The 25,825-nt window shown below is 67.9% G+C and carries 26 protein-coding genes; 22 read left to right on the forward strand and 4 right to left on the reverse strand.

What is annotated here, in order from left to right; genetic code table 11:
• Nucleotides 1-3 precede the first annotated feature (3 nt).
• Entirely contained in the window at nucleotides 4-1,308 is a 1,305-nt protein-coding gene (locus CKCBHOJB_RS10725) for a pyridoxal phosphate-dependent aminotransferase (protein WP_281048659.1), read from the reverse strand.
• A gap of 147 nt (nucleotides 1,309-1,455) precedes the next feature.
• Here CKCBHOJB_RS10725 and CKCBHOJB_RS10730 point away from each other — a divergent pair, with 147 nt between their 5' ends.
• From CKCBHOJB_RS10730 to CKCBHOJB_RS10755, 6 genes are all read left to right on the forward strand, one after another.
• The gene (locus CKCBHOJB_RS10730) at nucleotides 1,456-1,839 is read left to right on the forward strand and encodes an Mth938-like domain-containing protein (protein WP_281048660.1); all 384 of its coding nucleotides are present in this window, start codon (nucleotides 1,456-1,458) and stop codon (nucleotides 1,837-1,839) included.
• A 141-nt stretch (nucleotides 1,840-1,980) separates the two neighbouring features.
• A complete protein-coding gene (locus CKCBHOJB_RS10735) occupies nucleotides 1,981-2,436 on the forward strand; it encodes a peroxiredoxin (protein ID WP_281048661.1) in 456 nt (151 codons plus the stop codon).
• A gap of 71 nt (nucleotides 2,437-2,507) precedes the next feature.
• Entirely contained in the window at nucleotides 2,508-3,992 is a 1,485-nt protein-coding gene (locus CKCBHOJB_RS10740) for a PhoH family protein (RefSeq protein WP_281048662.1), read from the forward strand.
• Between the two features lie 105 nt (nucleotides 3,993-4,097).
• Nucleotides 4,098-5,996, forward strand: coding sequence for a DUF294 nucleotidyltransferase-like domain-containing protein (locus CKCBHOJB_RS10745; RefSeq protein WP_281048663.1), 1,899 nt, complete (start codon nucleotides 4,098-4,100; stop codon nucleotides 5,994-5,996).
• Nucleotides 5,993-6,634 carry a 3'-5' exonuclease gene (locus tag CKCBHOJB_RS10750; protein WP_281048664.1) on the forward strand — a complete coding sequence of 214 codons (642 nt, stop codon included), beginning with the start codon at nucleotides 5,993-5,995 and terminating at the stop codon, nucleotides 6,632-6,634. Before CKCBHOJB_RS10745 ends, CKCBHOJB_RS10750 begins: the two co-directional genes overlap by 4 nt.
• Before the next feature lie 92 nt (nucleotides 6,635-6,726).
• On the forward strand, nucleotides 6,727-7,278 hold the full coding sequence (locus CKCBHOJB_RS10755; RefSeq protein ID WP_281048665.1) for a C40 family peptidase: 552 nt from the start codon (nucleotides 6,727-6,729) through the stop codon (nucleotides 7,276-7,278).
• 54 nt (nucleotides 7,279-7,332) lie between these two features.
• Here CKCBHOJB_RS10755 and CKCBHOJB_RS10760 read toward each other — a convergent pair whose 3' ends face one another.
• Nucleotides 7,333-7,674 (reverse strand): DUF2325 domain-containing protein, encoded by a 342-nt coding sequence (locus CKCBHOJB_RS10760; protein ID WP_281048666.1) that lies wholly within the window; start codon nucleotides 7,672-7,674, stop codon nucleotides 7,333-7,335.
• 120 nt (nucleotides 7,675-7,794) lie between these two features.
• On the opposite strand from CKCBHOJB_RS10760, the gene CKCBHOJB_RS10765 reads away from it, so the two are divergent.
• Entirely contained in the window at nucleotides 7,795-8,808 is a 1,014-nt protein-coding gene (locus CKCBHOJB_RS10765) for a Fe(3+) ABC transporter substrate-binding protein (RefSeq protein ID WP_281048667.1), read from the forward strand.
• Between the two features lie 157 nt (nucleotides 8,809-8,965).
• On the opposite strand, the gene CKCBHOJB_RS10770 is transcribed toward CKCBHOJB_RS10765, so the two are convergent.
• Nucleotides 8,966-10,633 (reverse strand): iron ABC transporter permease, encoded by a 1,668-nt coding sequence (locus tag CKCBHOJB_RS10770; protein ID WP_281048668.1) that lies wholly within the window; start codon nucleotides 10,631-10,633, stop codon nucleotides 8,966-8,968.
• A gap of 129 nt (nucleotides 10,634-10,762) precedes the next feature.
• On the opposite strand from CKCBHOJB_RS10770, the gene CKCBHOJB_RS10775 reads away from it, so the two are divergent.
• The 5 genes from CKCBHOJB_RS10775 (at nucleotide 10,763) to CKCBHOJB_RS10795 (ending at nucleotide 15,608) form a co-directional block, all read left to right on the forward strand.
• A complete protein-coding gene (locus CKCBHOJB_RS10775) occupies nucleotides 10,763-11,872 on the forward strand; it encodes an ABC transporter ATP-binding protein (protein ID WP_281048669.1) in 1,110 nt (369 codons plus the stop codon).
• Nucleotides 11,869-12,576: a leucyl/phenylalanyl-tRNA--protein transferase gene (aat, locus tag CKCBHOJB_RS10780; protein ID WP_281048670.1), complete on the forward strand. Its 708-nt coding sequence runs from the start codon at nucleotides 11,869-11,871 to the stop codon at nucleotides 12,574-12,576. The genes CKCBHOJB_RS10775 and aat overlap by 4 nt, the downstream gene beginning before the upstream one ends.
• Nucleotides 12,577-12,606: 30 nt before the next feature.
• Nucleotides 12,607-13,341, forward strand: a complete 735-nt coding sequence (locus CKCBHOJB_RS10785; protein ID WP_281048671.1) for an arginyltransferase — start codon at nucleotides 12,607-12,609, stop codon at nucleotides 13,339-13,341.
• A 41-nt stretch (nucleotides 13,342-13,382) separates the two neighbouring features.
• The gene (locus CKCBHOJB_RS10790; RefSeq protein ID WP_281048672.1) at nucleotides 13,383-14,387 is read left to right on the forward strand and encodes a quinone-dependent dihydroorotate dehydrogenase; all 1,005 of its coding nucleotides are present in this window, start codon (nucleotides 13,383-13,385) and stop codon (nucleotides 14,385-14,387) included.
• Nucleotides 14,388-14,519: 132 nt separating this feature from the next.
• A complete protein-coding gene (locus tag CKCBHOJB_RS10795; protein WP_281048673.1) occupies nucleotides 14,520-15,608 on the forward strand; it encodes a BMP family ABC transporter substrate-binding protein in 1,089 nt (362 codons plus the stop codon).
• A 51-nt stretch (nucleotides 15,609-15,659) separates the two neighbouring features.
• Here CKCBHOJB_RS10795 and CKCBHOJB_RS10800 read toward each other — a convergent pair whose 3' ends face one another.
• Nucleotides 15,660-16,385: an N-acetylmuramoyl-L-alanine amidase gene (locus CKCBHOJB_RS10800; protein ID WP_281048674.1), complete on the reverse strand. Its 726-nt coding sequence runs from the start codon at nucleotides 16,383-16,385 to the stop codon at nucleotides 15,660-15,662.
• 311 nt (nucleotides 16,386-16,696) lie between these two features.
• On the opposite strand from CKCBHOJB_RS10800, the gene CKCBHOJB_RS10805 reads away from it, so the two are divergent.
• The 10 genes from CKCBHOJB_RS10805 (at nucleotide 16,697) to CKCBHOJB_RS10850 (ending at nucleotide 25,762) form a co-directional block, all read left to right on the forward strand.
• Nucleotides 16,697-17,122 (forward strand): cytochrome c, encoded by a 426-nt coding sequence (locus tag CKCBHOJB_RS10805; protein ID WP_281048675.1) that lies wholly within the window; start codon nucleotides 16,697-16,699, stop codon nucleotides 17,120-17,122.
• Between the two features lie 32 nt (nucleotides 17,123-17,154).
• Entirely contained in the window at nucleotides 17,155-18,534 is a 1,380-nt protein-coding gene (locus CKCBHOJB_RS10810; protein ID WP_281048676.1) for a cbb3-type cytochrome c oxidase subunit I, read from the forward strand.
• Nucleotides 18,535-18,765: 231 nt separating this feature from the next.
• Entirely contained in the window at nucleotides 18,766-19,848 is a 1,083-nt protein-coding gene (locus tag CKCBHOJB_RS10815) for a glyceraldehyde 3-phosphate dehydrogenase NAD-binding domain-containing protein (protein WP_281051676.1), read from the forward strand.
• Nucleotides 19,849-19,893: 45 nt separating this feature from the next.
• On the forward strand, nucleotides 19,894-20,505 hold the full coding sequence (locus CKCBHOJB_RS10820; protein WP_281048677.1) for a cytochrome c oxidase subunit 3 family protein: 612 nt from the start codon (nucleotides 19,894-19,896) through the stop codon (nucleotides 20,503-20,505).
• A gap of 10 nt (nucleotides 20,506-20,515) precedes the next feature.
• Entirely contained in the window at nucleotides 20,516-20,797 is a 282-nt protein-coding gene (locus CKCBHOJB_RS10825; protein WP_281048678.1) for a cytochrome C oxidase subunit IV family protein, read from the forward strand.
• On the forward strand, nucleotides 20,794-21,594 hold the full coding sequence (locus CKCBHOJB_RS10830; protein ID WP_281048679.1) for a CbbQ/NirQ/NorQ/GpvN family protein: 801 nt from the start codon (nucleotides 20,794-20,796) through the stop codon (nucleotides 21,592-21,594). The genes CKCBHOJB_RS10825 and CKCBHOJB_RS10830 overlap by 4 nt, the downstream gene beginning before the upstream one ends.
• Nucleotides 21,595-21,615: 21 nt before the next feature.
• The gene (locus CKCBHOJB_RS10835) at nucleotides 21,616-22,023 is read left to right on the forward strand and encodes a hypothetical protein (protein WP_281048680.1); all 408 of its coding nucleotides are present in this window, start codon (nucleotides 21,616-21,618) and stop codon (nucleotides 22,021-22,023) included.
• Between the two features lie 14 nt (nucleotides 22,024-22,037).
• Nucleotides 22,038-23,069, forward strand: coding sequence for a 4Fe-4S binding protein (locus CKCBHOJB_RS10840; protein WP_281048681.1), 1,032 nt, complete (start codon nucleotides 22,038-22,040; stop codon nucleotides 23,067-23,069).
• 4 nt (nucleotides 23,070-23,073) lie between these two features.
• A complete protein-coding gene (locus CKCBHOJB_RS10845) occupies nucleotides 23,074-24,999 on the forward strand; it encodes a VWA domain-containing protein (protein ID WP_281048682.1) in 1,926 nt (641 codons plus the stop codon).
• 4 nt (nucleotides 25,000-25,003) lie between these two features.
• Nucleotides 25,004-25,762: a Crp/Fnr family transcriptional regulator gene (locus CKCBHOJB_RS10850; protein WP_281048683.1), complete on the forward strand. Its 759-nt coding sequence runs from the start codon at nucleotides 25,004-25,006 to the stop codon at nucleotides 25,760-25,762.
• Nucleotides 25,763-25,825: the final 63 nt, after the last annotated feature.

A 25,825-nucleotide genomic window follows, 5' to 3' on the forward strand; every position in this document is an offset into this window, starting at 1 on the left:
TTGTCAGGTGCCGTGGCGCTTGCGGTAGTTCTCGAGGAAGCGCGCCACGCGGCCGATCGCGTCGCGCAGGTCGTCCTCGTGCGGCAGGAAGACCAGACGGAAGTGGTCGGGCTGCGGCCAGTTGAAGCCCGAGCCCTGCACCAGCAGCACGCGCTCTTCCTCGAGCAGCTCGGCGATGAAGGCCTGGTCGTCCTCGATCGGGTAGATCTTGGGGTCCAGCCTGGGGAACATGTACAGCGTGGCCTGCGGCTTGACGCAGCTGACGCCCGGAATCTGGGTGATGAGCTCCCACGCCAGGTCGCGCTGGCGGCGCATGCGCCCGCCTTCGGCGACCAGGTCGTCGATGCTCTGGTAACCGCCGAGCGCAGTCTGGATCGCGTACTGACCAGGCACGTTGGCGCACAGGCGCATCGAGGCCAGCATGTTGAGGCCCTCGATGTAGTCGCCCGCACGGCGCTTGTCGCCGCACACCACCATCCAGCCCGCGCGGTAGCCGCAGGAGCGGTAGTTCTTCGACAGGCCGTTGAAGATGATCGTCAGCACGTCCTCGGACAGCGCCGCCATCGAGGTGTGCTTGACCCCGTCGTACAGCACCTTGTCGTAGACCTCGTCGGCGTACAGGATCAGATCATGCTCGCGCGCCAGTTCGACGATCTGCTTGAGCGTTTCGTCCGGATACACCGCGCCGGTCGGGTTGTTCGGGTTGATGATGACGATGGCGCGGGTATTGGGCGTGATCCTCGCGCGCATGTCCTCGATGTCCGGCATCCAGCCTTTGGACTCGTCGCACAGGTAATGCACCGGCTTGCCGCCCGACAGGCTCACCGCCGCGGTCCACAGCGGGTAGTCGGGCGCCGGCACCAGCACCTCGTCGCCGGCGTCGAGCAGCGCGTTCATCGCCATCACGATCAGCTCGGAGACGCCGTTGCCGATGTAGATGTCCTCGATGGTGACGCCCTTGATGCCCTTCTGCTGGGTGTAGTGCATCACCGCCTTGCGCGCGGAGAAGATGCCCTTCGAATCCGAGTAACCCGCCGCATTGGGCAGGTTGCGGATCATGTCCATCTGGATCTCTTCGGGCGAATCGAAGCCGAACGCGGCGAGGTTGCCGATGTTGAGCTTGATGATCTTGTGGCCCTCGTCCTCCATCTGCTTGGCGCGCACCAGCACCGGGCCGCGGATGTCGTAGCACACCTCGGCGAGCTTGGCGGACTTGCGGATCGGACGTGCGGCGGCTGCGCCCGCCTCGGCCTTGGCGACCGGTTCCGGGTTTGCCGATGCGAGCTCGAGGGTCTTCACCGCTTTCATGCCAGTCCTTCCTGAGAGATGGAAAACCGCAGCACCCTTTTCCGGCGCCGCAAAAGGTTGTTATCTTAGCCCTGCTCCCGCACTGCGGCAATTTTGCCATCGACCACGAACCTGCATCCCTTCGCGCACCGCGCCGGGTACCGGAACATGAAGCTCTACCAGGACAAGAACGCCAACACCAACGTCGTGACCGGCTACGGCGACGATCACGTGATGATCGGCAAGGTGCGCCACGACGGAAACCTGCTCGTCAGCGCCGGCCGCATCCTCGCCGGCTGGGCGCCACAGGCCGGCGGCGACCTCGCCGGCCTGCGTGCCGAGGATCTCGCGCAGGCCGCGGAGTTCGGTGCGGAGATCCTCATCGTCGGCACCGGCCGCCGCCAGCGTTTCCCGCAGCCGCAACTGCTGCGCCCGCTGGTCGAGGCGCGCATCGGTTTCGAGTTCATGGATTTCGCCGCCGCCTGCCGCACCTATAACATCCTGGTCGGCGAAGGCCGCGCGGTGGCGCTGGGTCTGCTGTACGAACGCTGAGCCGGGCAACAGCCGCCGCAACGAGGCTGTAACACCCCTGCAAGAGGATATTCACGAGGACGCCGGCTTTCGGCTACCCTGCGTCCACACGCGCGCCCGCCGCACGGCGGGCCAGCGCCCATCCACGAGCAGGAGACCCGATTGAGCGCCATCCCCGCCCCCGACTTCAGCCTGCCCGCCACCGGCGGCAACACCGTCACCCTGTCCGCGCTGCGCGGCCGCAAGCTGGTGATCTACTTCTACCCGAAGGACAACACCCCCGGCTGCACCAACGAGACGCGCGATTTCGGCACACTGCATGCCGAGTTCGCGGCCGCCGGCTGCGACGTCTTCGGCGTGAGCCGCGACGGCCTGAAGAGCCACGAGAACTTCAAGGCCAAGCTCGAACTGCCCTTCGAGCTGATCTCCGACCCGGAGGAGCAGGCCTGCGAGGCCTTCGGCGTCATGAAGCTCAAGAACATGTACGGCAAGCAGGTGCGCGGCATCGAACGCAGCACCTTCCTGATCGACGCCGCAGGCAACATCGCCCGCGAGTGGCGTGGCGTGAAGGTGCCCGGCCATGCCGAGGAAGTGCTCGCCGCCGCGCGCGCGCTCTGACCCTCCCGACGGCCGCGGTCGCAACGCGCGTCCGCGGCCCCGATGCCGCCCCGCAGCCCGGATCCGACCTCATGCCCGCCATCAGCAAAGCCACCACGCCCGCCGCCCCGAACGAAACCACCGCCACCACCGCACGCCCGCGCCGCAGCACAACCCGCCGCGCCGCCAAGCCGGCCGCGTGCAAGCTCTTCGTGCTCGACACCAACGTGCTGATGCACGACCCCACCAGCCTCTACCGCTTCGAGGAGCACGACCTCTACGTGCCGATCATGACGCTGGAGGAACTCGACAACAACAAGAAGGGCACCAGCGAGGTCGCACGCAACGCGCGTCAGGCCAGCCGGATGCTCGACGAGATCGTGTCCGGCGCGGCCGACGGCATCGTCGAGGGCATTCCGCTCGAGGGCCCCTCGCGCAGCCTGGCCACCGGCCGGCTGTACGTGCAGACCGAGGCGATCGAGATCAAGCTGCCGCCCGCGCTACCCACGGCGCGCGGCGACAACCAGATCCTCGCGGTGGTGATGTTCCTGGTCGAAAAGCACCCGGGACGCGAGGTCATCCTGGTGTCGAAAGACATCAACATGCGCATCAAGGCGCGCGCGCTCGGGCTGGCGGCACAGGACTACTTCAACGACAAGGTGCTCGAGGACAGCGACCTGCTGTACACCGGTACCCGCGAACTGCCGGCCGACTTCTGGGACACCCATGGCCGCGGCATGCAGTCGTGGAAGGAGGAAGGCCGCACCTACTACCGGCTGAACGGCCCGCTCGCCCCCGAGATGCTCGTCAACGAATTCGTCTTCCAGGATGGCGACGCCCCGCTGCAGGCCTGGGTGAAGGAGAAGGAAGGGCGCAGCGTGGTGCTGGAGACGCTGACCGACTTCAGCCACCACAAGAACAACGTCTGGGGCATCACCGCGCGCAACCGCGAGCAGAACTTCGCCCTGAACCTGCTGATGAACCCGGAGATCGACTTCGTCACCCTGCTCGGCCAGGCCGGCACCGGCAAGACCCTGCTGACGCTCGCCGCCGGGCTCACCCAGGTGCTGGAGACCAAGCGCTACGGCGAGATCATCATGACCCGGGTGACGGTGCCGGTTGGCGAGGACATCGGCTTCCTCCCTGGAACCGAGGAAGAAAAGATGGCGCCGTGGATGGGCGCGCTCGAGGACAACCTCGAGGTCCTCAACGGCACCGCGGGCGAAGGCGGCGACTGGGGCCGCGCGGCGACGCGCGACCTGATCCGCAGCCGCATCAAGATCAAGAGCCTGAACTTCATGCGCGGGCGCACCTTCCTGAACAAGTTCCTGATCATCGACGAGGCGCAGAACCTGACGCCCAAGCAGATGAAGACCCTGATCACCCGCGCCGGCCCCGGCACCAAGGTCATCTGCATGGGCAACATCGCGCAGATCGACACGCCCTACCTCACCGAGGGCTCCTCGGGCCTGACCTTCGTCGTCGACCGTTTCAAGGGCTGGGCGCACTCCGGCCACATCACGCTGCAGCGCGGCGAGCGCTCGCGCCTGGCCGACTACGCCGCCGACGTCCTCTGAGCCGCCGCAAGCGCACGCGGCCGCCGTCGGCCCCGTGTGCTTGCGGCCCCTTGCCGCGCGGCGGCTCACCTATAATCCGCGGATTCATCCGACGACAGAGCCGTCATGACCACCGAAGCCGCGAACCTGCTGGTGGGCGCCAGCACCGATTTCCTGCGCAACTTCTCGCCCTTCAACCGCATGGAGGCCGAGGCGCTCGCCTTCCTCGCCGAGCGTGCGGTGCTCGCCTTCCACCCGCGCGGCTCGGACATCCTGACCCCGGAGATGGGCGTCCCCCGCCATTTCTACATCGTCCAGCGCGGCAAGGTGCAGGCGAGCCAGACCGGTTCGACCACGGTCACCGAGTACGCCAGCATGACGCTGGGGCCCGGCGAATGCTTCCCGATCGGCGCGATCTCCGCCCGCCGCCCGTCGACCAATGCCTACGTCGCGGTCGAGGACAGCTTCTGCTTCCAGCTCGGCGCGGACGATTTCCTGCACCTGATGCAGATGAGTCCGGTCTTCCACCTGTTCTGCACGCAGTACATCGCCAGCCTGCTCAACCAGTCCCGCCAGCAACTGCAGACCACCTTCGCGCAGCGCGCGGCCGAGCAGCAGACCATGACCACCAGCCTGGGCAAGCTGGTCAAGCAGGACCCGGTTTTCGTGAGTGCTGACACGCCCACGCGCAGCGCGCTCGAGCGCATGAACGAGCTGCGCCTGGGCTGCATGGTGGTGGTCGACGACGAACGCCGGCCGGTGGGCGTCGTCACCCAGAGCGACCTGCTGCCGCGGGTGATCCTGGCCGCCTTCGACCTCGCCCGCCCGATCGGCGAGCTGATGACCGCCAATCCGCACCAGCTGCCGACCACCGCCTCCGCCTACGACGCCGCCCTGGAGATGGCGACCCACGGCGTGCGCCACCTGCTGGTGGTGGACTCGGACGGCATCCTCAAGGGCGTGGTGTCCGAGCGCGACCTGTTCACGCTGCAGCGCATCAGCCTGCGCCAGATCCGCGCCGGCATCGAGAACGCGGCCGACATCCATGCCCTGCAGCGCGCGAGCGCGGACATCCGCCAGCTCGCCCTCAACCTGATCGCGCAGGGCATCGGTGCCGAGCAGCTGACGCAGTTCATCTCCGCCCTCAACGACGCGCTGACCCGCCGCATCATCGTGCTCGCCCGCGAGCGCCACGACCTGCTCGGCATCGACTTCGCCTGGATCGCGTTCGGCTCGGAGGGGCGCCACGAGCAGACGCTGTCCACCGACCAGGACAACGGGATCGTGTTCCGCGTGGTCGCGAGCAGCCAGGTCGACGAGGCGCGCCGGCGCCTGCTCGCGTTCGCGAAGACTGTCAACGACGACCTCGCCGCCTGCGGCTTCCCGCTGTGCAAGGGCAACATCATGGCGAGCAATCCGGACCTGTGCCTGACACTCGAGGAGTGGAAATCGCGCTTCGGCGACTGGATCCGCGAGCCCGACCCGCAGGCCCTGCTCAACGCCTCGATCTTCTTCGACTTCCGCGTGCTTTACGGCAACGAGCGCTTCGGCGACCAGCTGCGCACCTGGCTCAACAAGGCGGCGAAGGGCAACACCACCTTCCTGCGCATGATGGCGGCCAACGCGCTGAAGGTCCTGCCCCCGCTCGGGCGCATCCGCGACTTCGTGCTCGAGGACGACGGCAGCATCGACCTCAAGAAATCCGGCGCCCGCCTGTTCGTGGACGTGGCCCGCATCCTGGCCCTGCGTACCGGCGTGGACTCGAGCAGCACCGTCCAGCGCCTGCGCCAGGCGAGCACCAAGATCGGCTTCACCGCGGAGGAGATCGCCGCGATCATCGACGGCTTCAATTTCATCCAGCTCCTGCGCCTGCGCTCGCAGCACCTGGAGACCAAGCACGACACCGCCGACGACAACCGCGTCGATCCCGAGTCGCTGAACGAGCTCGACCGCCGCATCCTGAAGGAAGCCTTCCGTCAGGCGCGCAAGCTCCAGTTGCGCCTCAAGCTGGACTATCAGCTATGAGCTGGCTCGCCCGTCTCAAGGCGGCGCGCGGCGGGGCGCCCGCCCTCGGCAAGCAGGCCGAGCAGACCCTGCACGCCTGGCACGCCCTGCCCGATGCGGTGCGCGACCGTCCGCACTTCGAGAGCCGTTACGTGGTCGTGAATACCGAGGCGACCGGACTCGACCTCGACCGCGACCGCCTGCTCGCGGTCGGGGCGGTCGGCGTCGACGGAGGCCTGCTCCACGCCGCGGACGCCTACTATGCAACGCTGGAACCCGCACCCGCCGACGCGCTCGCGGGTCTGCTCGGGCTGGCCGGCAAGAACCCGCTGGTGGTGTTCAACGCATCGTTCAACCGCAACATGCTCGAGCGCGCGTTTCAGGAACACCTCGGCCTCGTGCCGGATTTCCTCTGGGTCGACCTCTACTTCCTGCTGCCGTCCTTGTTCCCGGAGAAGCTCGATCGCCCCGGCCGGCTTGGCGACTGGATGGCGGCATTCGGTATCGAAACCTTTCAGCGCCATCATGCGCTCGGCGACGCCTGGGCAATCGCCCAGCTCCTGCTCGCCGTCCAGGCGCGGGCGCTGTCCTTCGGCGTCAACAGCCCGGAAGGCCTCGCCGAGCATCAGCATGCCTACCGCCAGAAGCTGAAGGTCTGATTCTCCGGCAGCGTGACCGATGCCCGCACGCGAGCACGCGGGAACGACATTTCCTGTTTACAACCCCGACTTGCCTGCGTATATTCCGCCGAATGTTTTTGCGCCCCGCCCTCCTCTCCCTGGCATTGCTGCTCGCGTCGGCCCCGTTCGCCCACGCCGCCGAACAGCCTGAGCAGGCGGTGGCGCAGGTCGAGCAGAGTTCCGTGATCGGCGAATACACCGTCGTCGCCGAGCAACTGGTCGACGAAGCCCTGTCCTACCTCGGCATCCGCTACCGCTTCGGCGGCACCTCGCCGGCAACCGGCCTGGACTGCAGCGGCCTGGTGCTGAACGTGTTCCGCAACGCGGTCGGCCTCAATCTGCCGCGTACAGCGGGCGAGATGGCAAAGCTCGGCGACCGGATCGGTCGCCAGGAGCTCAAGCCCGGCGACCTCGTGTTCTTCAACACCATGCGCCGCGCCTTCTCCCATGTGGGAATCTACCTCGGGGACGGCAAGTTCGTGCACGCCCCCTCCAGCGGCGGCAAGGTCCGCGTCGAGAACATCTCCAACCGCTACTGGGCGCAGCGCTTCAACGGCGCGCGCCGCCTGCTCGACGAGGGCGACACCCTTCACGACGCCGCGCGCATGGTGGCGATCCGCTGATCCCCGCTTCGCCCGAACGTCGACGACAAAGCCCGGCTCCACGCCGGGCTTTTTTCATTTTCGGCCGCCTCCCGCCGCCTTGCAGCGCTCCGGACATGCGGCGCACGGATCGCCCATCCGCCGGCCCAGCGCCTGCTGCAGTGCGCAGGTCGAACGCCGACAACACACGAACATCACCCCTTCGCGGCTGGCCGCATCGCGGAAGCGCTGCATCACGTTGTGGCCGAGGAAGTCGGTGAACAGGATCACCATGCCGATCCCGCTCGGCAGCGGCGCGGAGCGGCGCTGATGCGTCGTGTCGCGTCCGCTGACGTGTCCCGCGATGCGGATGCCGAAGCTGTCGAGGACGTCCGGAATGTTGCCGAGGCGATCTGCGCCGACGAGCAGGGCATTCATGCTTTCCTTCCTGTTAAGAACAATTCTCATCCATGATGCTACCAATGCGAACTGTTTGCAACTGCGAACTCTTATCGTTATTATTCGAACACCGTCACAACACCCTGAGCTCTCGCCAACATGATGAAAAAAGTCCTGCTGACCGCCCTGGTTTCCGCCTTCGGCCTGTCTGCCGCCGCCAGCGCGGCCGAACTCAACGTCTACTCCGCCCGTCACTACCAGACCGACGAGCAGCTGTACGGCAACTTCACCAAGCAGACCGGGATCAAGATCAACCGCATCGAAGCCAAGGAAGACGAACTGCTGGAGCGCGTCCGCACCGAAGGCGCCAACAGCCCGGCGGATGTCTTCGTGACCGTGGACGCCTCGCGCCTGGCCAAGGCCGACGAGATGGGCATCTTCGCCCCGGTGAAGTCGGCTGAACTGGAAGCCCGCATTCCGGCCCACCTGCGCACGAACAACTGGTTCTCGTATTCGACCCGCGCCCGCGTGATCGTGTACAACCCCGAGCTCGTCAAGGCCGAACAGGTCCAGACCTACGAGCAACTGGCCGATCCCGCCCTCAAGGGCCAGGTTTGCACCCGCTCGGGCAGCCACCCCTACAACCTGTCGCTGGGCGCCGCCATGATCAAGCACAACGGGGCGGAAGCGACCGAGAACTGGGCCAAGGGCATCGTCGCCAACTTCGCGCGTGCGCCCAAGGGCGGCGACACCGACCAGATCCGCGCGGTTGCGGCCGGCGAGTGCGGCGTGGCGATCGCCAACAGCTACTACCTGGCTCGCCTGATGAATTCGGACAAGCGCGAGGACCAGGCCGCGGTGGCGAAGATCAAGGCGGTGTGGCCCAACCAGTCGAGCTGGGGCACCCACATCAACGTCTCGGGCGCCGGCATGCTCAAGCACGCGCCGAACAAGGAAGCCGCGATCAAGTTCCTGGAGTACCTGGCCTCGGACGAGGCCCAGGCCTACTTCGCCAACGGCAACAACGAATGGCCGGTCGTGCCCTCGGTGAAGGTCGACAATGCGGCACTGGCCAAGCTCGGCGAATTCAAGGCCGACACCCTGCCGATCGGCGAGCTGGCGGCCACGGTCGCCGAAGCCCAGCGCATCTTCGATCGCGCGGGCTATCGCTGATCGACATGCGGCGGACGGCAGGACGCCGTCGGTCGCGACCGCTGCAACTCACGATTCAGCCCCCGCGGCCCCGGCCGCCGGGGTTGAATCGTTTCCGCGCCTCCGATCGCAGACCCACCCGCAGCCACCCGGCCAGCCTTGCGCCTGCCGAGCCGGATCAACCGGCGCGTCGCTTCACCTTCAGGATCTGGCGCGAGATCACGAACATCGGCAGCAGGCCCACTGCGACGATGATCAGCGCCGCGGTCGAGGCCTCGGCGAGGCGCTCGTCCGCAGCCAGCGTGTGCGCCTGGGTGGCGAGGGTGTCGAAGTTGAACGGCCGGATGACCAGCGTGGCCGGCAGCTCCTTCATGACGTCGACGAACACCAGCAGGCCGGCGGTCAGCAGGCTGCCACGCAGCATCGGGACGTGGACCCGGCGCAGCGTGGCCCATTTGCCGTAACCGAGGCAGCGCGAGGCGTCGTCCATGCTCGAGGTGATCTTGCCCAGGCTGGACTCGACCGTCTGCAGCGCGACGGCGAGGAAGCGCGCGAGGTAGGCGTAGATCAGCGCGGCAATCCCGCCGGTGAGCAGCAGGCCCGGATTGGTGCCGAACACCGCCTCCCAGGACTGCGCCAGCCAGTTGTCCAGCCGCGTCAGCGGGATCAGCACGCCGACCGCGATCACCGAGCCAGGCACCGCATAGCCCAGACCGACCACGCGGTTGAGCGCATGCGGCAGCCCGGTGCGCGCGAGCCGGGCGGCGTAGCCGAGCACGACCGCGAGCACGACCGCGGCGATCGCCGTGACCATGGCGAGCACGAAGCTGTTGCGGGCGAGATGCACGAAGCGCGGACCGAACTGCGCGTCGCCTTCGGCGAAGGCCATCTGCAGCAGCAGCGCCCCGGGCAGCAGGAAACCGAGCAACAGCGGCATGAAGCAGGCGAAGGCCGCGAGCAGGCCCAGCGGCAGCGGCAGGCGCAGGCGCACCGGCATGCTGGCCTGGCGCGAGGTGTTGTTGAAGCGCGCCCTGCCCCGCGACATGCGCTCGAGGGTCAGCACCAGGATCACGAAGGCGAGCAGTGCGGCCGAGAGCTGCGCGGCGGCGATGCGGTCGCCCAGCGAGAACCAGGCGCGATAGATCCCGGTTGTGAAGGTCTGCACGCCGAAGTAGGACACGGTGCCGAAATCGGCCAGCGTCTCCATCAGCGCCAGCGCGGTGCCCGCCACCACCGCCGGACGCGCGAGCGGCAGGGAGACGCGGAAGAAGCTTCCCCACGGCCCCAGGCCGAGCGAACGCCCGGCCTCGAGCATGCCGCCTGCCCGTTCCAGGAAGGCGGTGCGCGCGATCATGTACACATATGGATAGAGGACGAACATGAACATCGCCACCGCACCGCCGACGGTGCGCACGTCCGGAAACCAGTAGTCGCCCCGCCGCCACTCGAAGGTCTCGCGCAACCAGGTCTGCAGCGGGCCGACGAACTGCAGGAAGTCGGTGTAGACGTAGGCCATCACGTAGGCCGGCATCGCCAGCGGCAGCACCAGGGCCCACTCGAAGAAGCGCCGGCCGGGGAAGTCGAGCATCGTCGTCAGCCACGCCGAGGTCACGCCGATCGACGACACGCCCAGGCCTACACCGACGCACAGGATCACGGTGTTGAGCATGAACTCGCCCAGCACCGTATCGGCCAGGTGCGACCAGGTGGCGCCGGTCTCGCCGATGAACACGTTGGAGAACACCGAAAGCACCGGGGCGGCGATCAGCACCGCGATCAGCACCGACACGACCGTCAGGGTCGACCACTGCAGGCGCCGGGCGCCCTGAACAGCCAGAGAGTTCATTCCATTCCCACATTGCCGGGGCGCGCCGGAGCTCGGCCACCCGCTTCGATCGGCAAATTATAATTGATCGCATTTGGAACACCGCGATGCAATAATCGCGCAACACGCATTCCCGGATCAGCGCCCAAGATGTCACACCTGAACCTCGAGCACATCGACCTCGCATTCGGCGACCACCTTGTCGTGCGCCAGCTCTCGCTGAGCCTGGAAAAGGGGCGGATCGGCTGCCTGCTCGGCCCCTCCGGCTGCGGCAAGACCACCGTACTGCGCTGCATCGCCGGTTTCGAGCGCCTCGCCGCCGGCGAGATCCGCCTCGACGGCGTGCTGGTCAGCACCCCCGCCCACACCCTGCCCCCCGAGCGCCGGCGCATCGGCATGGTGTTCCAGGACTATGCGCTGTTCCCGCACCTTTCGGTTGCCGACAACGTGGGTTTCGGCTTGCGCGGCGTCGATCCGGCCGCGCGCAGGACACGGGTCGAGGAACTGCTCGCCCTGGTCGGGCTCGCCGACCAGGGCCACAAGTACCCGCACGAGATGTCGGGCGGCCAGCAGCAGCGCGTGGCGCTGGCCCGCGCGCTGGCGCCGCGGCCCAGCCTGCTGCTGCTCGACGAGCCCTTCTCCAATCTCGACGTCGAGCTGCGCGAGCGCCTGTCCTACGAGGTGCGCGACATCATCAAGGCCACCAACACCACCGCGATCCTGGTCACCCACGACCAGCACGAGGCCTTCGCCGTCGCCGACGAGATCGGCATCATGCACGAGGGCCGCATCCAGCAGTGGGACAGCCCATACAACCTCTATCACCGCCCGGCAAACCGCTTCGTCGCCGACTTCATCGGCCAGGGCGTATTCCTGCGCGGCAAGGTGGTCAACGACCACCAGGTGCAGATCGAGCTCGGTCTGCTCGACAGTTCCGTGCCGCTGGTGTGCTGCGCCGACTGCGCCGGCTGCGTCCAGGGCAGCCCGCTCGACGTGCTGCTGCGTCCCGACGACATCGTGCATGACGACGCCAGTCCGCTGAGGGCCGAGGTGGTGCACAAGGCCTTCCGCGGCGCGGACATCCTGTACACGCTGCGCCTGGGGGGCGGCGCGAAGGTGCTGTCGCTGGTGCCCAGCCACCACAACCACGCCCTCGGCGAGCGTATCGGCATCCGCCTCGACGTGGACCACGTCGTCACCTTCCCGGTCGACGGCGGTGCGCCGCTGCCGGCCCTGCACGGCGAACCCATCGCCGCATGATTCCGTGGCTGGGCAAGGCACCGGTGTTTCCGCCGGACGACCAGGCGCTGGACGAGCCGAACGGCCTGCTCGCCGCCGGCGGGTCGCTGTCACCCGACTGGCTGCTCGCCGCCTACCGCCGCGGCATCTTCCCGTGGTTCAGCGAAGGCGAACCGATCCTGTGGTGGACGCCGGACCCGCGCCTCGTCCTGGTACCCGATCAGATCCATATCAGCCGCTCGCTGCGCAGGACGCTGCGCCGCGGGCGCTTCGAGGTCCGCGTCGACACCGCGTTCGCGGCGGTGCTGCGGGCCTGCGCCGCGCCGCGGGCCCCCGGTCTGGGCACCTGGATCACGCCGGCGATGCAGGCCGCCTACCTGCGCATGCACGAACTGGGCCATGCGCACAGTGTCGAATGCTGGCGTGAAGGCAGGCTGGTGGGGGGGCTGTACGGCATGGCGCTGGGCCGGGTGTTCTTCGGCGAATCGATGTTCGCGCTGGAGACCGACGCCTCCAAGGTCGCCCTCGCCCATCTCGCCCGGCTGCTTGCCGAGCGCACTTATGCCATCATCGACTGCCAGATGACGACCGCCCACCTGCAGTTCATGGGCGCCCGCGAGATGCCGCGCGCGCAATTCGTCACCACCCTGGGACGATGGGTGCCCGACGGACCACCCGCCCAGAAGTGGGCGGCGGATGCGGCGCGGCACTTCACCTGGCCCTGACCGCGAACGAACGCCAAGCAGCGTGACACGATGCAGAAGGACTACCCGTACGCCCTGATCCAGTTCTACGCGACGGCCCCGTACGCGTGCTCGTACCTGCCCGACCGCAGTGCGCGCTCGCAGGTCGCCACGCCGGGACATCTGATCGATCCGCAGGTGTATGGCGAACTGGTGCGCCGCGGCTTCCGCCGCAGCGGCGTGTTCACCTACCGGCCGCATTGCGATCACTGCCGCGCCTGCGTGCCGGTGCGCATTCCGGTGGCACGGTTCACGCCCAGCCGCAGCCAGCGCCGGGCGTGGGCGAGGCACGGCGACATGGTCGCCGCCGAGCGCACGCTCGACTTCTGCGAAGAACACTACCAGCTCTACCAGCGCTACCAGGCCGCGCGTCATTCCGGCGGCGGCATGGATCTCGACAACCGCGAGCAGTACAGCCACTTCCTGCTGCAGAGCCATGTCGATACCCGGCTCATCGAATTCCGCGAGGACGGGGTGTTGCGGATGGTCAGCGTCATCGACCTGCTCGCGGACGGCCTGTCGAGCGTCTATACGTTCTACGAGCCGGGTCTGCCGCGCGGCGCCCTCGGCACCTACGGCATCCTGTGGCAGATCGAGACCTGCAGGCGGCTGGACCTGGCCCACGTCTATCTCGGCTACTGGATCGGCGAGAGCCCGAAGATGGCCTACAAATCGCGCTTCCACCCGCTCGAGGCGCTCATCGACGGCGACTGGGCGCCCTTGCCCGCCGCGAGCCGAAGCGGCTGACCCGCCTCCCGCCGGGACGGGGGAATCGCTACAATCCGCCGATGCTCTACGAACTCATCCGCCCGCTGCTGTTTTCGCTCGACCCCGAAAACGCCCACGATCTCACCCTGCACGGACTCCACTTCGCCGGCAAGCTGCTGCCTCCGGGGCAGCCCGAACCCGCCGACCCGGTCGAAGTCATGGGCCTGCGCTTTCCCAACCGCATCGGCCTCGCCGCCGGCCTGGACAAGAACGGCGAGGCGATCGACGGCCTCGCCCGCCTCGGCTTCGGCTTCCTCGAGATCGGCACCATCACCCCGCGCCCACAGCCCGGCAACCCGCGTCCGCGCATGTTCCGGCTGCCCGAGGTGCAGGGCATCATCAACCGCATGGGCTTCAACAACCACGGCGTGGACGCGCTGATCGCCCATGTGCGCGAAGCGAAGTATCGCGGCATCCTCGGCATCAACATCGGCAAGAACTTCGACACCCCGATCGAGAACGCCGCCGACGACTACCTCGCCTGCCTCGACAAGGTGTATGCGCTGGCGAGCTACGTCACGGTGAACATCTCCTCCCCGAACACCAAGAACCTGCGCCAGCTGCAGGGCGAATCCGAGCTCGACGACCTGCTCGGCCGCCTCAAGGCGGCACAGACCCGCCTGGCCGACAGCCACGGCCGCTACGTGCCGCTGACGCTGAAGATCGCCCCCGACCTCGACGACGCGCAGGTGGTGAACATCGCCGATGCGCTGCGCCGCCACCGCATCGACGGCGTGATCGCCACCAACACCACGATCGCCCGCGACAAGGTCCAGGGCATCCGCCACGGCAACGAGCAGGGCGGGCTGTCGGGCGCACCGGTGTTCGAGGCCTCCACCGCCGTCGTGCGCCGCCTCGCCAGTGCGCTCGCCGGCGAGTTGCCGATCATCGCCGCCGGCGGCGTGCTCGATGGCACGCAGGCACGCGCCAAGCTCGATGCCGGTGCAGCGCTGGTGCAGCTCTACAGCGGCCTCATCTACCGCGGTCCGGGGCTGGTGCGTGAATGCGTGCGCGCGACGGCTTGAGCGCCGCGCCTTCGCACCTGCGGCCGTGACCCGCGGCGCCCGACCCTGCCCGGCGGTGCATGCCGCCATCCTTCCGCGTCGGTACAATTGCCTGTCCGCAAGCTCCCCCCGACCGCACCAGGAGACACCCCGATGATTCAACGCCGTCAGTTCATGCTGTCTGCCGCCGCGCTCGCGGTCGCCGCCACCCTGCCGCTCACTGCCGCCGCCGAAGCGCCGGCGAAGATCGGCTTCGTCTACGTCAGCCCGATCGGCGACGCCGGCTGGACCTACCAGCACGACGAAGGCCGCAAGGTGCTGGAGAAGGCGCTCGGCAGCAAGATCGAGACGCGCTACGTCGAGAGCGTGGCCGAGGGCGCCGACGCCGAGCGCGTGATCCGCGAGTTCGCCGCCAGCGGCAGCACGATCGTGTTCGCCACCAGCTTCGGCTACATGAACTACGTCGAGCGCGTGGCCCGCCAGTTCCCCAAGGTCACCTTCCTGCACGCCACCGGCTACAAGTCGGCGAAGAACTTCGCGCCCTACAACGCGCGCTTCTACGAGGGCCGTTACCTCAACGGCGTGATCGCGGGCAAGATGACCAAGTCCAACGTACTCGGCTACGTCGGCGCCTTCCCGATCCCCGAGGTGCTGCAGGGCATCAACGCATTCACGATGGGGGCGCGCAGCGTCAACCCGAACGTCGAGGTGCGGGTGATCTGGGCCAACAGCTGGTACGACCCGGGCAAGGAGCGCGAGGCGGCGATGACGCTGATCTCGCAGGGGGCGGACATGCTCACCCACCACACCGACTCCACGGCCACCGTGCAGGCCGCCGAGGAAAAGGGCGTGCATGCCTTCGCCTACCACTCCGACATGGCCAAGTACGGCCCCAAGGCGCAGCTCACGGCGACCACCCACCACTGGGGCGAGTTCTACACCCGCACCGTCCAGGCGGTGCTCGACGGCAGCTGGAAGCCGGAAGGCGTCTGGGGCGGGATGAAGGACGGCATGATCAAGCTCGCCCCGCTCAACCCGGCGATCCCGGCGGACGTGCAGGCCCTGGTGCGCGACATCGAGGCGAAGATCACCGCCGGCAGCTTCCACCCTTTCACCGGCCCGGTCGTGGACCAGGGCGGCAAGGAGCGCCTCGCCGCCGGCGCGGTGATGGACGACGCTGCCCTGGGCAAGATGGACTACTTCGTGCAAGGCGTGTCCTCGCGCCTGCCCAACGCCAGGTAGGCAGGGACCTCCACCCGCCCCCCGGAACGGCCCCGCACAGGGGCCGTTGCTTCATCGGCGGTCGGCGCCCGCCTCGTCGTCCGCCGGCTGCCCATTGCGCAGGCAGGCGGCGAGCGCGGTGGCGATGCCATCGGCCATGCGCGCCTGGCGTGCCGCATCGCGCAGCAGCACTTCCTCGTCGCGGTTCTTGATGATGCCGGCCTCGAACAGCAGCGCCGGCATGCGCGCATGGCGCAGCACGGCGAGGCCGTCGTAGTAATGGACCGCGTGCTCGCGGTCGGCATAGGCGCGCCGGCGCCCGTTCTTGTGCGTCGGCTCGAAACCGAGACGCTGCAGCCGGGCGCCGATCACCCGACCGCACAGGATGCTGCGCGCGGTGTCCGGGTTGTCGCGCGACACGAACAGCGAATGCCCGGCGAAGTCGTCGTTGTAGTCGAGCGCCTGGCCGTTCCAATCCCAGGGGCGCAGTTCTTGGGCATTGACCGAATCGTGGTGGATGGACAGCAGGAAGCTCGCCCCCGTCGCCGCCTGCGGCCGTGCGTGCAGGCTTTCGATGCGCCCGTCAGCGTTGATCAGCTCGACCCGGAATCCACGCGCGCGCAGCGCCGCCACCATGCGCCCGGCAAACTCGCGATTGAACTCGAATTCGGAGCGCCCCCGCGCACTGGTCGCCCCCGGCGCCGCGAGCGTGTGTCCGACATCGACGGCAACCCAGCCCGGCGCTCCCGCCGCCGGACCGCCATCGGCCCCGGCGGCAGTGGCGACCAGTCCGATCATCGGTATGGTGAGACGACATCCGCCGCGCACGAGCGCGCATGCGAACCGGCGCAGGAAGGGATGCGGCTGTCGGCCGAAAAATCGTCTTGCCATGGCCCGGATGCTAACCGACACCCGCGCACCGGGCCGGGTTCACGGCATCCCTGCCAGCAATGGACCGTTTTCCTCTTGATTCAAATCATGGAGACGGCAGGGGGGCGCCGGGAGAATGCGAGCACCATCGGCACAGCCGTGGAAGCAGTAACCCCTGAACCACCCGGGCAACCTGACACCTTTTCGGACAAAACGAGACAAGCGATGAGGAGTACTCCATGAGCGGTATCTTCACAAAATCAATGGCGCGGAACATCTTCTACGGGGGAACGGTGTTCTTCTTCCTCCTGTTCCTGGCGCTCACCTTCGACACCGAACGCGAACTCCCGAATCGCGACAACCGCGCCGCAATCACCCCCCAAGTCGCGGCCGGCAAGCACATCTGGGAAACGCGCAACTGCCTCGGCTGCCACACCCTGCTCGGCGAAGGCGCCTACTTCGCGCCCGAACTCGGCAACGTCTACACCCGCCGCGGCCCTGACTTCATCAAGGCCTGGATGCAGGCGCAACCCACCGGAGCCCCGGGTCGTCGTCAGATGCCCCAGTTCCACCTGACCGATGAAGAGCTCGACCAGCTCGTGGCGTTCTTCAAGTACACGGCGGAAATCAACACCGCCAACTGGCCGCCGAACATCGAAGGTTGATCGGAAACCTGGAGACCACAAGGGGATCTTTCATGCAATACAAATCACAAGCGGTCGCCATGCCCTACTTCATCGCGGCGATCGGGCTTTTCGTGGGGCAAATCATCTTCGGTCTGATCATGGGCCTGCAGTACGTGGTCGGCGATTTCCTGTTCCCGGAAATCCCCTTCAACGTGGCGCGCATGGTCCACACCAACCTGCTCATCGTGTGGCTGCTGTTCGGCTTCATGGGAGCGGCGTACTACCTCGTGCCTGAAGAGACCGAGACCGAGCTGTTCAGCCCGAAGCTGGGCCTGGCCATGTTCTGGATCTTCCTCGTCGCCGGCGCTGCCACCATCCTCGGCTACCTGCTCGTGCCGTACAGCACGCTGGCGTCGATGACCGGCAACGACATCCTCGCGACCATGGGCCGGGAGTTCCTCGAGCAGCCGCTGCTGACCAAGATCGGCATCGTGATCGTGGCGCTCGCCTTCCTGTTCAACATCACGATGACCGTGCTGAAGGGTCGCAAGACCGTCATCAGCATCGTGCTGCTGATGGGTCTGTGGGGCCTGGCGATCTTCTTCCTGTTCTCCTTCTACAACCCGGTCAACCTCGTCCGCGACAAGTTCTACTGGTGGTGGGTGGTGCACCTTTGGGTGGAAGGCGTGTGGGAACTGATCATGGCCGCGCTGCTCGCCTTCGTGCTGATCAAGGTCACCGGCGTCGACCGTGAAGTGATCGAGAAGTGGCTGTACGTGATCATCACCCTGGCCCTGGTCACCGGCATCATCGGTACCGGCCACCACTACTTCTGGATCGGTACGCCGGAGTACTGGCAGTGGTGGGGTTCGATCTTCTCCGCACTGGAGCCGATCCCCTTCTTCGCCATGACCGTGTTCGCCTTCAACATGGTGAACCGTCGCCGCCGCGAACATCCGAACCGCGCTGCCGTGCTGTGGGCGCTGGGTACCGGTGTGATGGCCTTCCTGGGCGCCGGCGTGTGGGGCTTCCTGCACACCCTGGCTCCGGTGAACTACTACACCCACGGTTCGCAGATCACCGCGGCGCACGGCCACATGGCCTTCTACGGTGCCTACGTGATGGTGGTGCTGACGGTGATCAGCTACGCGATGCCGATCCTGCGCGGTCGTGCCGCCAACGGCACCAAGGCCCAGGTCGTCGAAATGTGGGCGTTCTGGCTGATGACGATCGCGATGGTCTTCATCACCCTGTTCCTCACCGCCGCCGGCATCCTCCAGGTCTGGCTGCAGCGCGTGTCCGACACCCCGATGTCCTTCATGGCGACCCAGGACCAGCTCACGCTGTTCTACTGGATGCGTGAATGGGCGGGCGTGGTGTTCTTCATCGGCCTGCTGACCTACCTCGCCAGCTTCTTCATCAAGGGCGAAGCGAAGGACGTCAAGGCCTGATATCTAGCAGGTGTTCAAGTAGCAACTCCTGGGCGATCCAGGGGAAGGGGTTGGGGCGGCGATAGCCGCCCCTTTTTTTTGCCCGTGCGCCGGCACCCCCCCCGCACACGGGTTTTGTGGCCGATCGGCGCGGCGAGTCGCCGACGGGCCGCTAGAATGTGGGGCCACCGCGGCGCAAGCGCGCCGCATCCTTACGATCGCCCCGAGTACGCCGTGCCTCCGTTCGACACCCTGCCCGCCGCAACAGCCTCCCGCTCGGCCACCCGCCCCGCCTTCCGCATCGCCATCAACGGCTACGGCCGCATCGGGCGCTGCTATCTGCGCGCACTGCACGAGGCCGGACTCGGTGGCCAGTTCCGCGTCGTCGCGATCAACGAGCCGGCCGACCTCGCCAGCATCGCCTACCTGACCCGCTTCGATTCCACTCACGGCCGCTTCCCCGACGCGGTCGACTGCACCGAGGACACGCTGATCGTTGCCGGGCAATCGATCGTCGTCAGCCACGCCCATACCCCCGAGGAGGTGGACTGGGCGGCGCTGGAGATCGACCTCCTCGTCGAGTGCTCCGGTCAGTACGGCGGCCGCAGCGAGCTCAAGCGCTTCCTCGACGCCGGCTGTCCCCGCCTGCTGCTTTCGCATCCCGGCAACGGCGCCGAAGACGTGGACGCGACCGTGGTCTTCGGCATCAACCATGGCGAGCTCGACGGTCGCGAAGGCCTGGTGTCCAACGCCTCGTGCACCACCAACGCCGTGGTGCCGGTGCTCGACCTGCTGCACCGGGCGATCGGCATCGAGCAGGCCCTGCTCACCACGCTGCACTCGGCGATGAACGACCAGCCGCTGATCGACGGCTACCACCACACCGACCTGCGCCGCACGCGCTCGGCGATGCAGTCCATCATCCCGGTGTCGACCGGACTCGCCCGCGGCGTCGAACGCCTGCTGCCCCAGCTGGCCGGGCGCGTGAAGGCCAAGGCGATCCGCGTGCCCACCCACAACGTGTCGGCGATCGACATGGTGCTCACGCTCGCCCGCGACATCGAACCGGGCGAGGTGAACCGCCTGCTGCGCGAGGCCGCCGGCGGTTGCTATCGCGGCCTGATCGCCTACTCGGACGAGGCCCACGCCTCCATCGACTTCAACCACGACCCGCATTCGGCCATCGTCGACGGCGGCCAGACGCACAGCATCGGGCCGCGCATGGTCAACCTGATGGTGTGGTTCGACAACGAATGGGGCTTCGCCAGCCGCATGGTCGACGTCACCCGCCACTGGCTGGACATCGCCGGGCCGGCCGTAGCGGATTCCAATTAACCACGATCAAGTTCAAACCGGGCGCGCTTGCCTAGACTGCGGCGCATGGAAACGAGTACTACAACGCTGTCCGCGCCGCCCACCCAGGCGCATGTCCACGAGGGTCCCCGCCTCGCCGGCGACCTCGCGATCTGGTTCTTCATCCTCGCCGAGCTGCTCGCCTTCGGGGTGTTCTTCGCCGCCTACGCCTTCACCCGCGCGAACAACATCGAGCTGTTCAACGCCGAGCAGGCGGCGCTGAATCGCAACGCCGGCGCGCTCAACACCGTGCTGCTGCTCACCGCGAGCTACTTCGTCGTGCGCGCGGTACAGGCCGCCGAGCGCGAGGCCGCGCGCCAGTGCGCCAACTGGCTGCTGGGCGCCATCCTCACCGGCTTCGGCTTCATCGTGGTCAAGATCGGCGAGTACGCGGCGGCCTTCGCGCACAACATCAGCCTGTCGAGCAGCCCGTTTCACATGTTCTACCTGTCGCTGACCTTCTTCCACTTCATGCACGTGATCCTGGGCCTGGTGATCCTGATCGCGATGTGGAACGGCGCGCGCCAGGGCCGCTACCGACCCGGCGACATGAACGGCCTCGAGACCGGTGCCGCCTACTGGCACATGGTCGATCTGGTGTGGCTGATCCTGTTCCCGCTGGTCTATGTCATTCACTGAGGAGTCGGCCATGACGAAAAGCATGCACGGCACGCCCAGAAGCTCGACCATCCTGTGGGTGACGCTGCTCCTGGCCACCCTGCTGACCTGGAGCATGGGCGCCCTGGGCGAGACCGGGCGCTGGGGCGTGGCCGCACTCGCCGTCATTTCCTTCTGGAAGGGCGCGGTGATCATTCTCGATTTCATGGCGCTGCGCAATGCGCCGCTGCTGTGGCGCGCCATCACGATGGGCTGGATGATCGTCGTCTGGGCCGTCATCGCCATCGCCTACATCAAGGGACTCGCACAATGAAGCCGGACACGCCCAACCTCGACATCCCCTTCTACCAGCCCGCCGGCGACGAGGTCGCGGTCTTCGAGCACGCCTGGAAGAACCGCCTGCCGCTGCTGATCAAGGGTCCGACCGGTTGCGGCAAGACCCGCTTCGTCGCCCACATGGCGGCCCGCCTCGGCCTGCCGCTGTACACCGTGGCCTGCCACGACGATCTCACCGCCGCCGACCTCGTCGGCCGCCACCTGATCGGCGACGGCAAGACGGTATGGTGCGACGGCCCGCTGACCCGCGCGGTGCGCGAAGGCGGCATCTGCTACCTCGACGAGGTGGTCGAGGCGCGCAAGGACACCACCGTGGTGCTGCACCCGCTCGCCGACGACCGCCGCATCCTGCCGATCGATCGCACCGGCGAACTGCTCGCGGCGCCGCCCAGCTTCATGCTGGTCGTGTCCTACAACCCCGGCTACCAGAACCTGCTCAAGGGCATGAAGCCGTCGACGCGACAGCGCTTCGTCAGCGTGCGCTTCGACTTCCCGCGCGCCGAGCAGGAGGAAGCGGTGCTGATCGGCGAGACCGCCTGCCAGCCCGACCTGGCCAGGCGCCTGGTGGCGATCGCCGGTGCGCTGCGCTCGCTGAAGGACCGCGATCTGGAAGAATCGGCGAGCACCCGCCTGCTCGTCTACGCGGCGCTGCTGATCAAGGACGGCATGGACCCGGTCGCGGCCTGCCGCGTCGGCATCGTCGAGAGCCTGACCGACGACGCCGAGGTGGCCGAAGGCCTGATGGAAGTCGTCGCCGCCACCTTCGGCCGCTGACGCCCTCGCCGGAGCGCCCGCATGAGCATCGATCGTCCCGACCCCCTCAAGCACGTCATGCCCGGCCCGCGCCTGGCGGTCGTTGCCGAGGCGCTGTTCCTGATCAACCTGATGCTGCTGCCGGGCCTGGCCTTTCTCGCCTTGATGGTGGTGTGGGCGATGAACCGCGACCACCCCGACCCGCTGGTGCGCAACCACCTGCGCCAGACCGGCTGGACCTGCATCTGGGGCGGCCTGCTGCTGGTGGTCATCAGCGTCGCCATCTTCCTGCTCGGCGGCTTCGACAACCCGTGGACCTGGGTGATCGGCGTGCTGTACTTCACCTTCGTGCATTCGAGTCTGATCCTGCTCGGCGTGATGGGCCTGTCGCGGGCCATCAACGGCCGCAACTGGCGCTTCCCCGTCTTCGGCCCGCGCGAGCGCGACTAGGCGGCGACCGCATCATGGCCCGCTCGCCCGCCGCCCCCTCCCTCCCCGCCACCCGCCGCGTGATTCCGATCGCGCCGGTCGGTGCCGGCGTCTCCTCCGCACGGCCACAGCGTACCCAGCGCCTGCGCACCGCGATGCAGGTCGGCTTCTTCGTGCTCTTCATCCTGGCGCCGGTCTTCGACCTCTTCCGCTACGACCTGAATGCCGACCATGCCTGGCTGCTCGGCATGGAATGGCGGCTCGGCCTCGATCCCTTCCTCGCCGGCGAGGCCAGCGCGCTGGAGGCGGCAGGCAACATCATCGTCAACCTGTTCGTTCCGCTGCTCGCCGTCGCCGCGCTGGTCATCGGCGTGGCCTGGCGCTGGGGCCGGCTGTATTGCGGCTGGCTGTGCCCGCACTTCTCGGTGGTGGAAACCATCAACCGCCTGATGGCGCGTGCCTCGGGCAAGCCCTCGGTGTGGGAACACCATCGCCTGCCGGCGTGGAAGCCCGACGGCACCCCGGCCAGGGTGGACGCGCGCTGGTGGGGCGTCGTGGTACCGGCCGCGGTCGCCTTCGCCTTCCTGTGGGCGGTGGTCCTGCTGACCTATCTGCTGCCACCGGCCGAGGTCTACGGGAACCTCTTCCGCGGGGAACTCACCCGCAACCAGTTCATCTTCATCACCGCCGCGACGGTGGTGCTGAGCCTCGAATTCCTGTTCGCCCGCCATCTGTTCTGCCGCTTCGTGTGCGCGGTCGGCCTGTTCCAGAGCCTGGCGTGGATGGGCAACAAGGATGCGATGGTGGTGGGCTTCAAGCGCGAGCGCGCCACCGACTGCGCCAGCTGCCTGCCCGACCGCCAGTCGGCCTGCGATGCGGTGTGCCCGATGCGGCTGCGTCCGCGCAACATCAAGCGCCACATGTTCACCTGCACCCAGTGCCGCCAATGCGTCGATGCCTGCGCGCAAACGCAGGCCGACAACCCCGACGGCCCGCTGCTGAGCTGGGTCGCCGACGAGGCCGCACGCCAGAACGAAGCGGGCTTCCGCGCGCTGAAGGATCACTAGGACCATGGAAGAAACCGTAGGCCTGCTCTGGCACCGCCTGATCACCCGCGCCGCCGGCGGGCATTTTCCCAAGGCGGCGGTCAAGTTGAAGGAGATCGAGAAGGTCGCCGGCGTGTTCTTCCGGGCGCTGGGCGGCGATCCCGGCCTGCGCGTCGCGGCCGCCACGGCCGACGCCCACGGTGCCCGCCGCAGCCTGCTGCAGCGCATCGCCGGCGCCGACGAGCGCATCGCCCGCGGCCGCATGGACATCGCCACGCTGCGCCTGCCGCCCGCGATCGACGCCCTGCCCGAGCGCGGCCTCAACCGCGACCTCTACCTGTGGCTCGCCGCACTCGCCGCCGGCCACGCCCCCGGCGACGCCGAGGCCGACGCGGCTGCCGATGCCGCGCTCGCGCCCCTGCCCGGCAGCGGCGTCGACGATGCCGCCACCGCGGAACTGCGGGCGAACCAGCGTGCCACGCTGCGCGCCCTGCAGCGCTGGCCCGGCATCGAGACACGCTACCGCCGCCTGGTTGACGCGGTGATCGCGCAACGCCCCAAGCTCGACAAGCTGCCGCCCGCCGAAGCTGAACGCGAACGCCTGCTGCGCCAGGCCCTGCATGCCCCGGGCAGCGTCGCCGCCCTCCCCGTCCTGCCGCCCAAGGCCAGGGCGACCCAGCCGGTATTGCTGTGGCTCAGCGACTTCCGCGGCGCCCGCCAGGGCGGGCTCACCGGCGCGGCCAACGCCGGCGCGGCCGGCGAGGCCGGCAACAGCAAGCCCGGTCGCGACAGCAGCGAGCAGGCCCACCGCGTCGAGCGCCACGACGACGCGCCCGAAAAGCACGGCATGATCATCCCCTTCCGCGCCGAGAGCCTGCTGTCGGTCGCGGAGTTCATCAAGGTCAAGCGCAGCACCGACGACGATCCCGACGACAACGCCGCCGATGCCGCGGCCAACCTCGAACAGCTCGCCATCACCCGCGACGGCGAGCGGGTAGCCTCCAAGGTGCGCTTCGACCTCGACCTGCCCTCGGCGGCCGAGGACGACGTCGTGCTCGGCGAGGGCATCCCGCTGCCGGAATGGGACTACCGCAAGGGCCTGCTGCGCGAGGACCACGTGCGCCTGCTCGAGCTCACGCCTGCCGCGCACGATCCGCGCGCCGCGCCCTGCCCGCTGCCCGAGCACCTGCGCCGCACGGCCCGCCGGCTGCACCGCCAGTTCGCCGCGCTCACCCCGGGGCGGCGCTGGCTCAAGGCCCAGACCGACGGCAGCGAGCTCGACATCGATGCGGTGGTGCGTGCTGCGACCGACCGCGCCATCGGCCACCACCCCTCCGACCAGCTCTACCTGTCGCTGGAGAAGCGCGAACGCGACCTCGCCTGCCTGGCGCTCGCCGACCTGTCGCTGTCCACCGACACCTGGATCTCCTCCGAGGCCCGCGTCATCGACGTCATCCGCGACTCGCTGCTGCTGTTCGGCGAGGCCCTGCTCGCCACCGGCGACCGCTTCGCGCTGTGCGGCTTCTCCTCGGTCAAGCGCAGCAACGTGCGCTTTCACCGCCTGAAGGACTTCGACCAGCGTTTCGACGACCGCGCGCGCGGACGCATCATGGCGATCAAGCCCGGCTACTACACCCGGCTCGGCGCGGCCATCCGCCACGCCACCCACGCCCTGGAGAAGGAATCGGCGGCGCGCCGCATCCTGCTGATCCTGTCCGACGGCAAGCCCAACGACCTCGACCTCTATGACGGCCGCTACGGCATCGAGGACACCCGGGTGGCAGTGGTCGAGGCGCGCAATCGCGGTGTGGTGCCGTTCTGCGTCACCATCGACCGCGAAGGTGCCAGTTACCTGCCCCACCTGTTCGGCCCGGCGGGCTTCGCGGTGATCCGCCAGCCCGACGAACTGCCGGCCCGACTACCGATGTTCTATGCCCAGCTCACGCGTTGACGCCATGAACCACTGCGACACTGTGTGCCGCGAGGCGCTGCAGGGCGCCACGCCCGCCGACCTGCCCATGACGGAAGTCGAGCGCCTGTGCCGCCTGCTCGGCCAGGCCTCGCTGTTCAACGGGCTCGCCTGTGCCGACATCGCGCGTTTCGCGCGTGGGGTGCGCGAGGTGAAGGTCGCCAAGGGCGACATCCTGTTCCACCGCGGCGACCCCTGCACCGGTTTCCACCTGATCCTCAGCGGCCAGATCAAGCTCGCCTTCACCTCCGCCGACGGCAACGAGAAGGTGGTGGACATCCTGCATCCGGGCAAGAGCTTCGGCGAGGCGGTGATGTTCATGGACAAGCCCTACGTGGTGATGGCGCAGGCGCTGAGCGACGCCACCCTGCTGTACATCGGCAAGCAGGTGTTCTTCGAGGAGATGGCGGGCGATCCGACCTTCTGTCGCAAGATCATCGCCGGACTGGCACAGCGCCTGCACCACCTGATGGCGGACGTCGAGAGCTACTCGCTGCGCTCCGGGCGGGAACGCGTGATCGGCTACCTGCTGCGCGAGGAGGAGCGCGAAGGCGAAGGCGTGGCCGAAGGCCAGGTCTCGATCCGCCTGCCCACCAGCAAAGGCACGATCGCCTCGCGGCTCAACCTCACCCAGGAACACTTCTCGCGCATCCTGCACGAGCTCACCAATGCCCGCCTGATCCAGGTCGAGGGCAGGACCATCCACATCCCCGACATCGGCCGCCTGCGCAAGAGCCTGGGCTGACCCCCTGCCTCAACATTGAGCAGTCTCCGCCAGCCCATGGCCAACATGGGCTGGCGGCACTTA

The sequence above is a fragment of the Thauera sp. GDN1 genome (assembly GCF_029223545.1).
In the GTDB taxonomy this organism is placed as follows: Bacteria; Pseudomonadota; Gammaproteobacteria; order Burkholderiales; family Rhodocyclaceae; genus Thauera.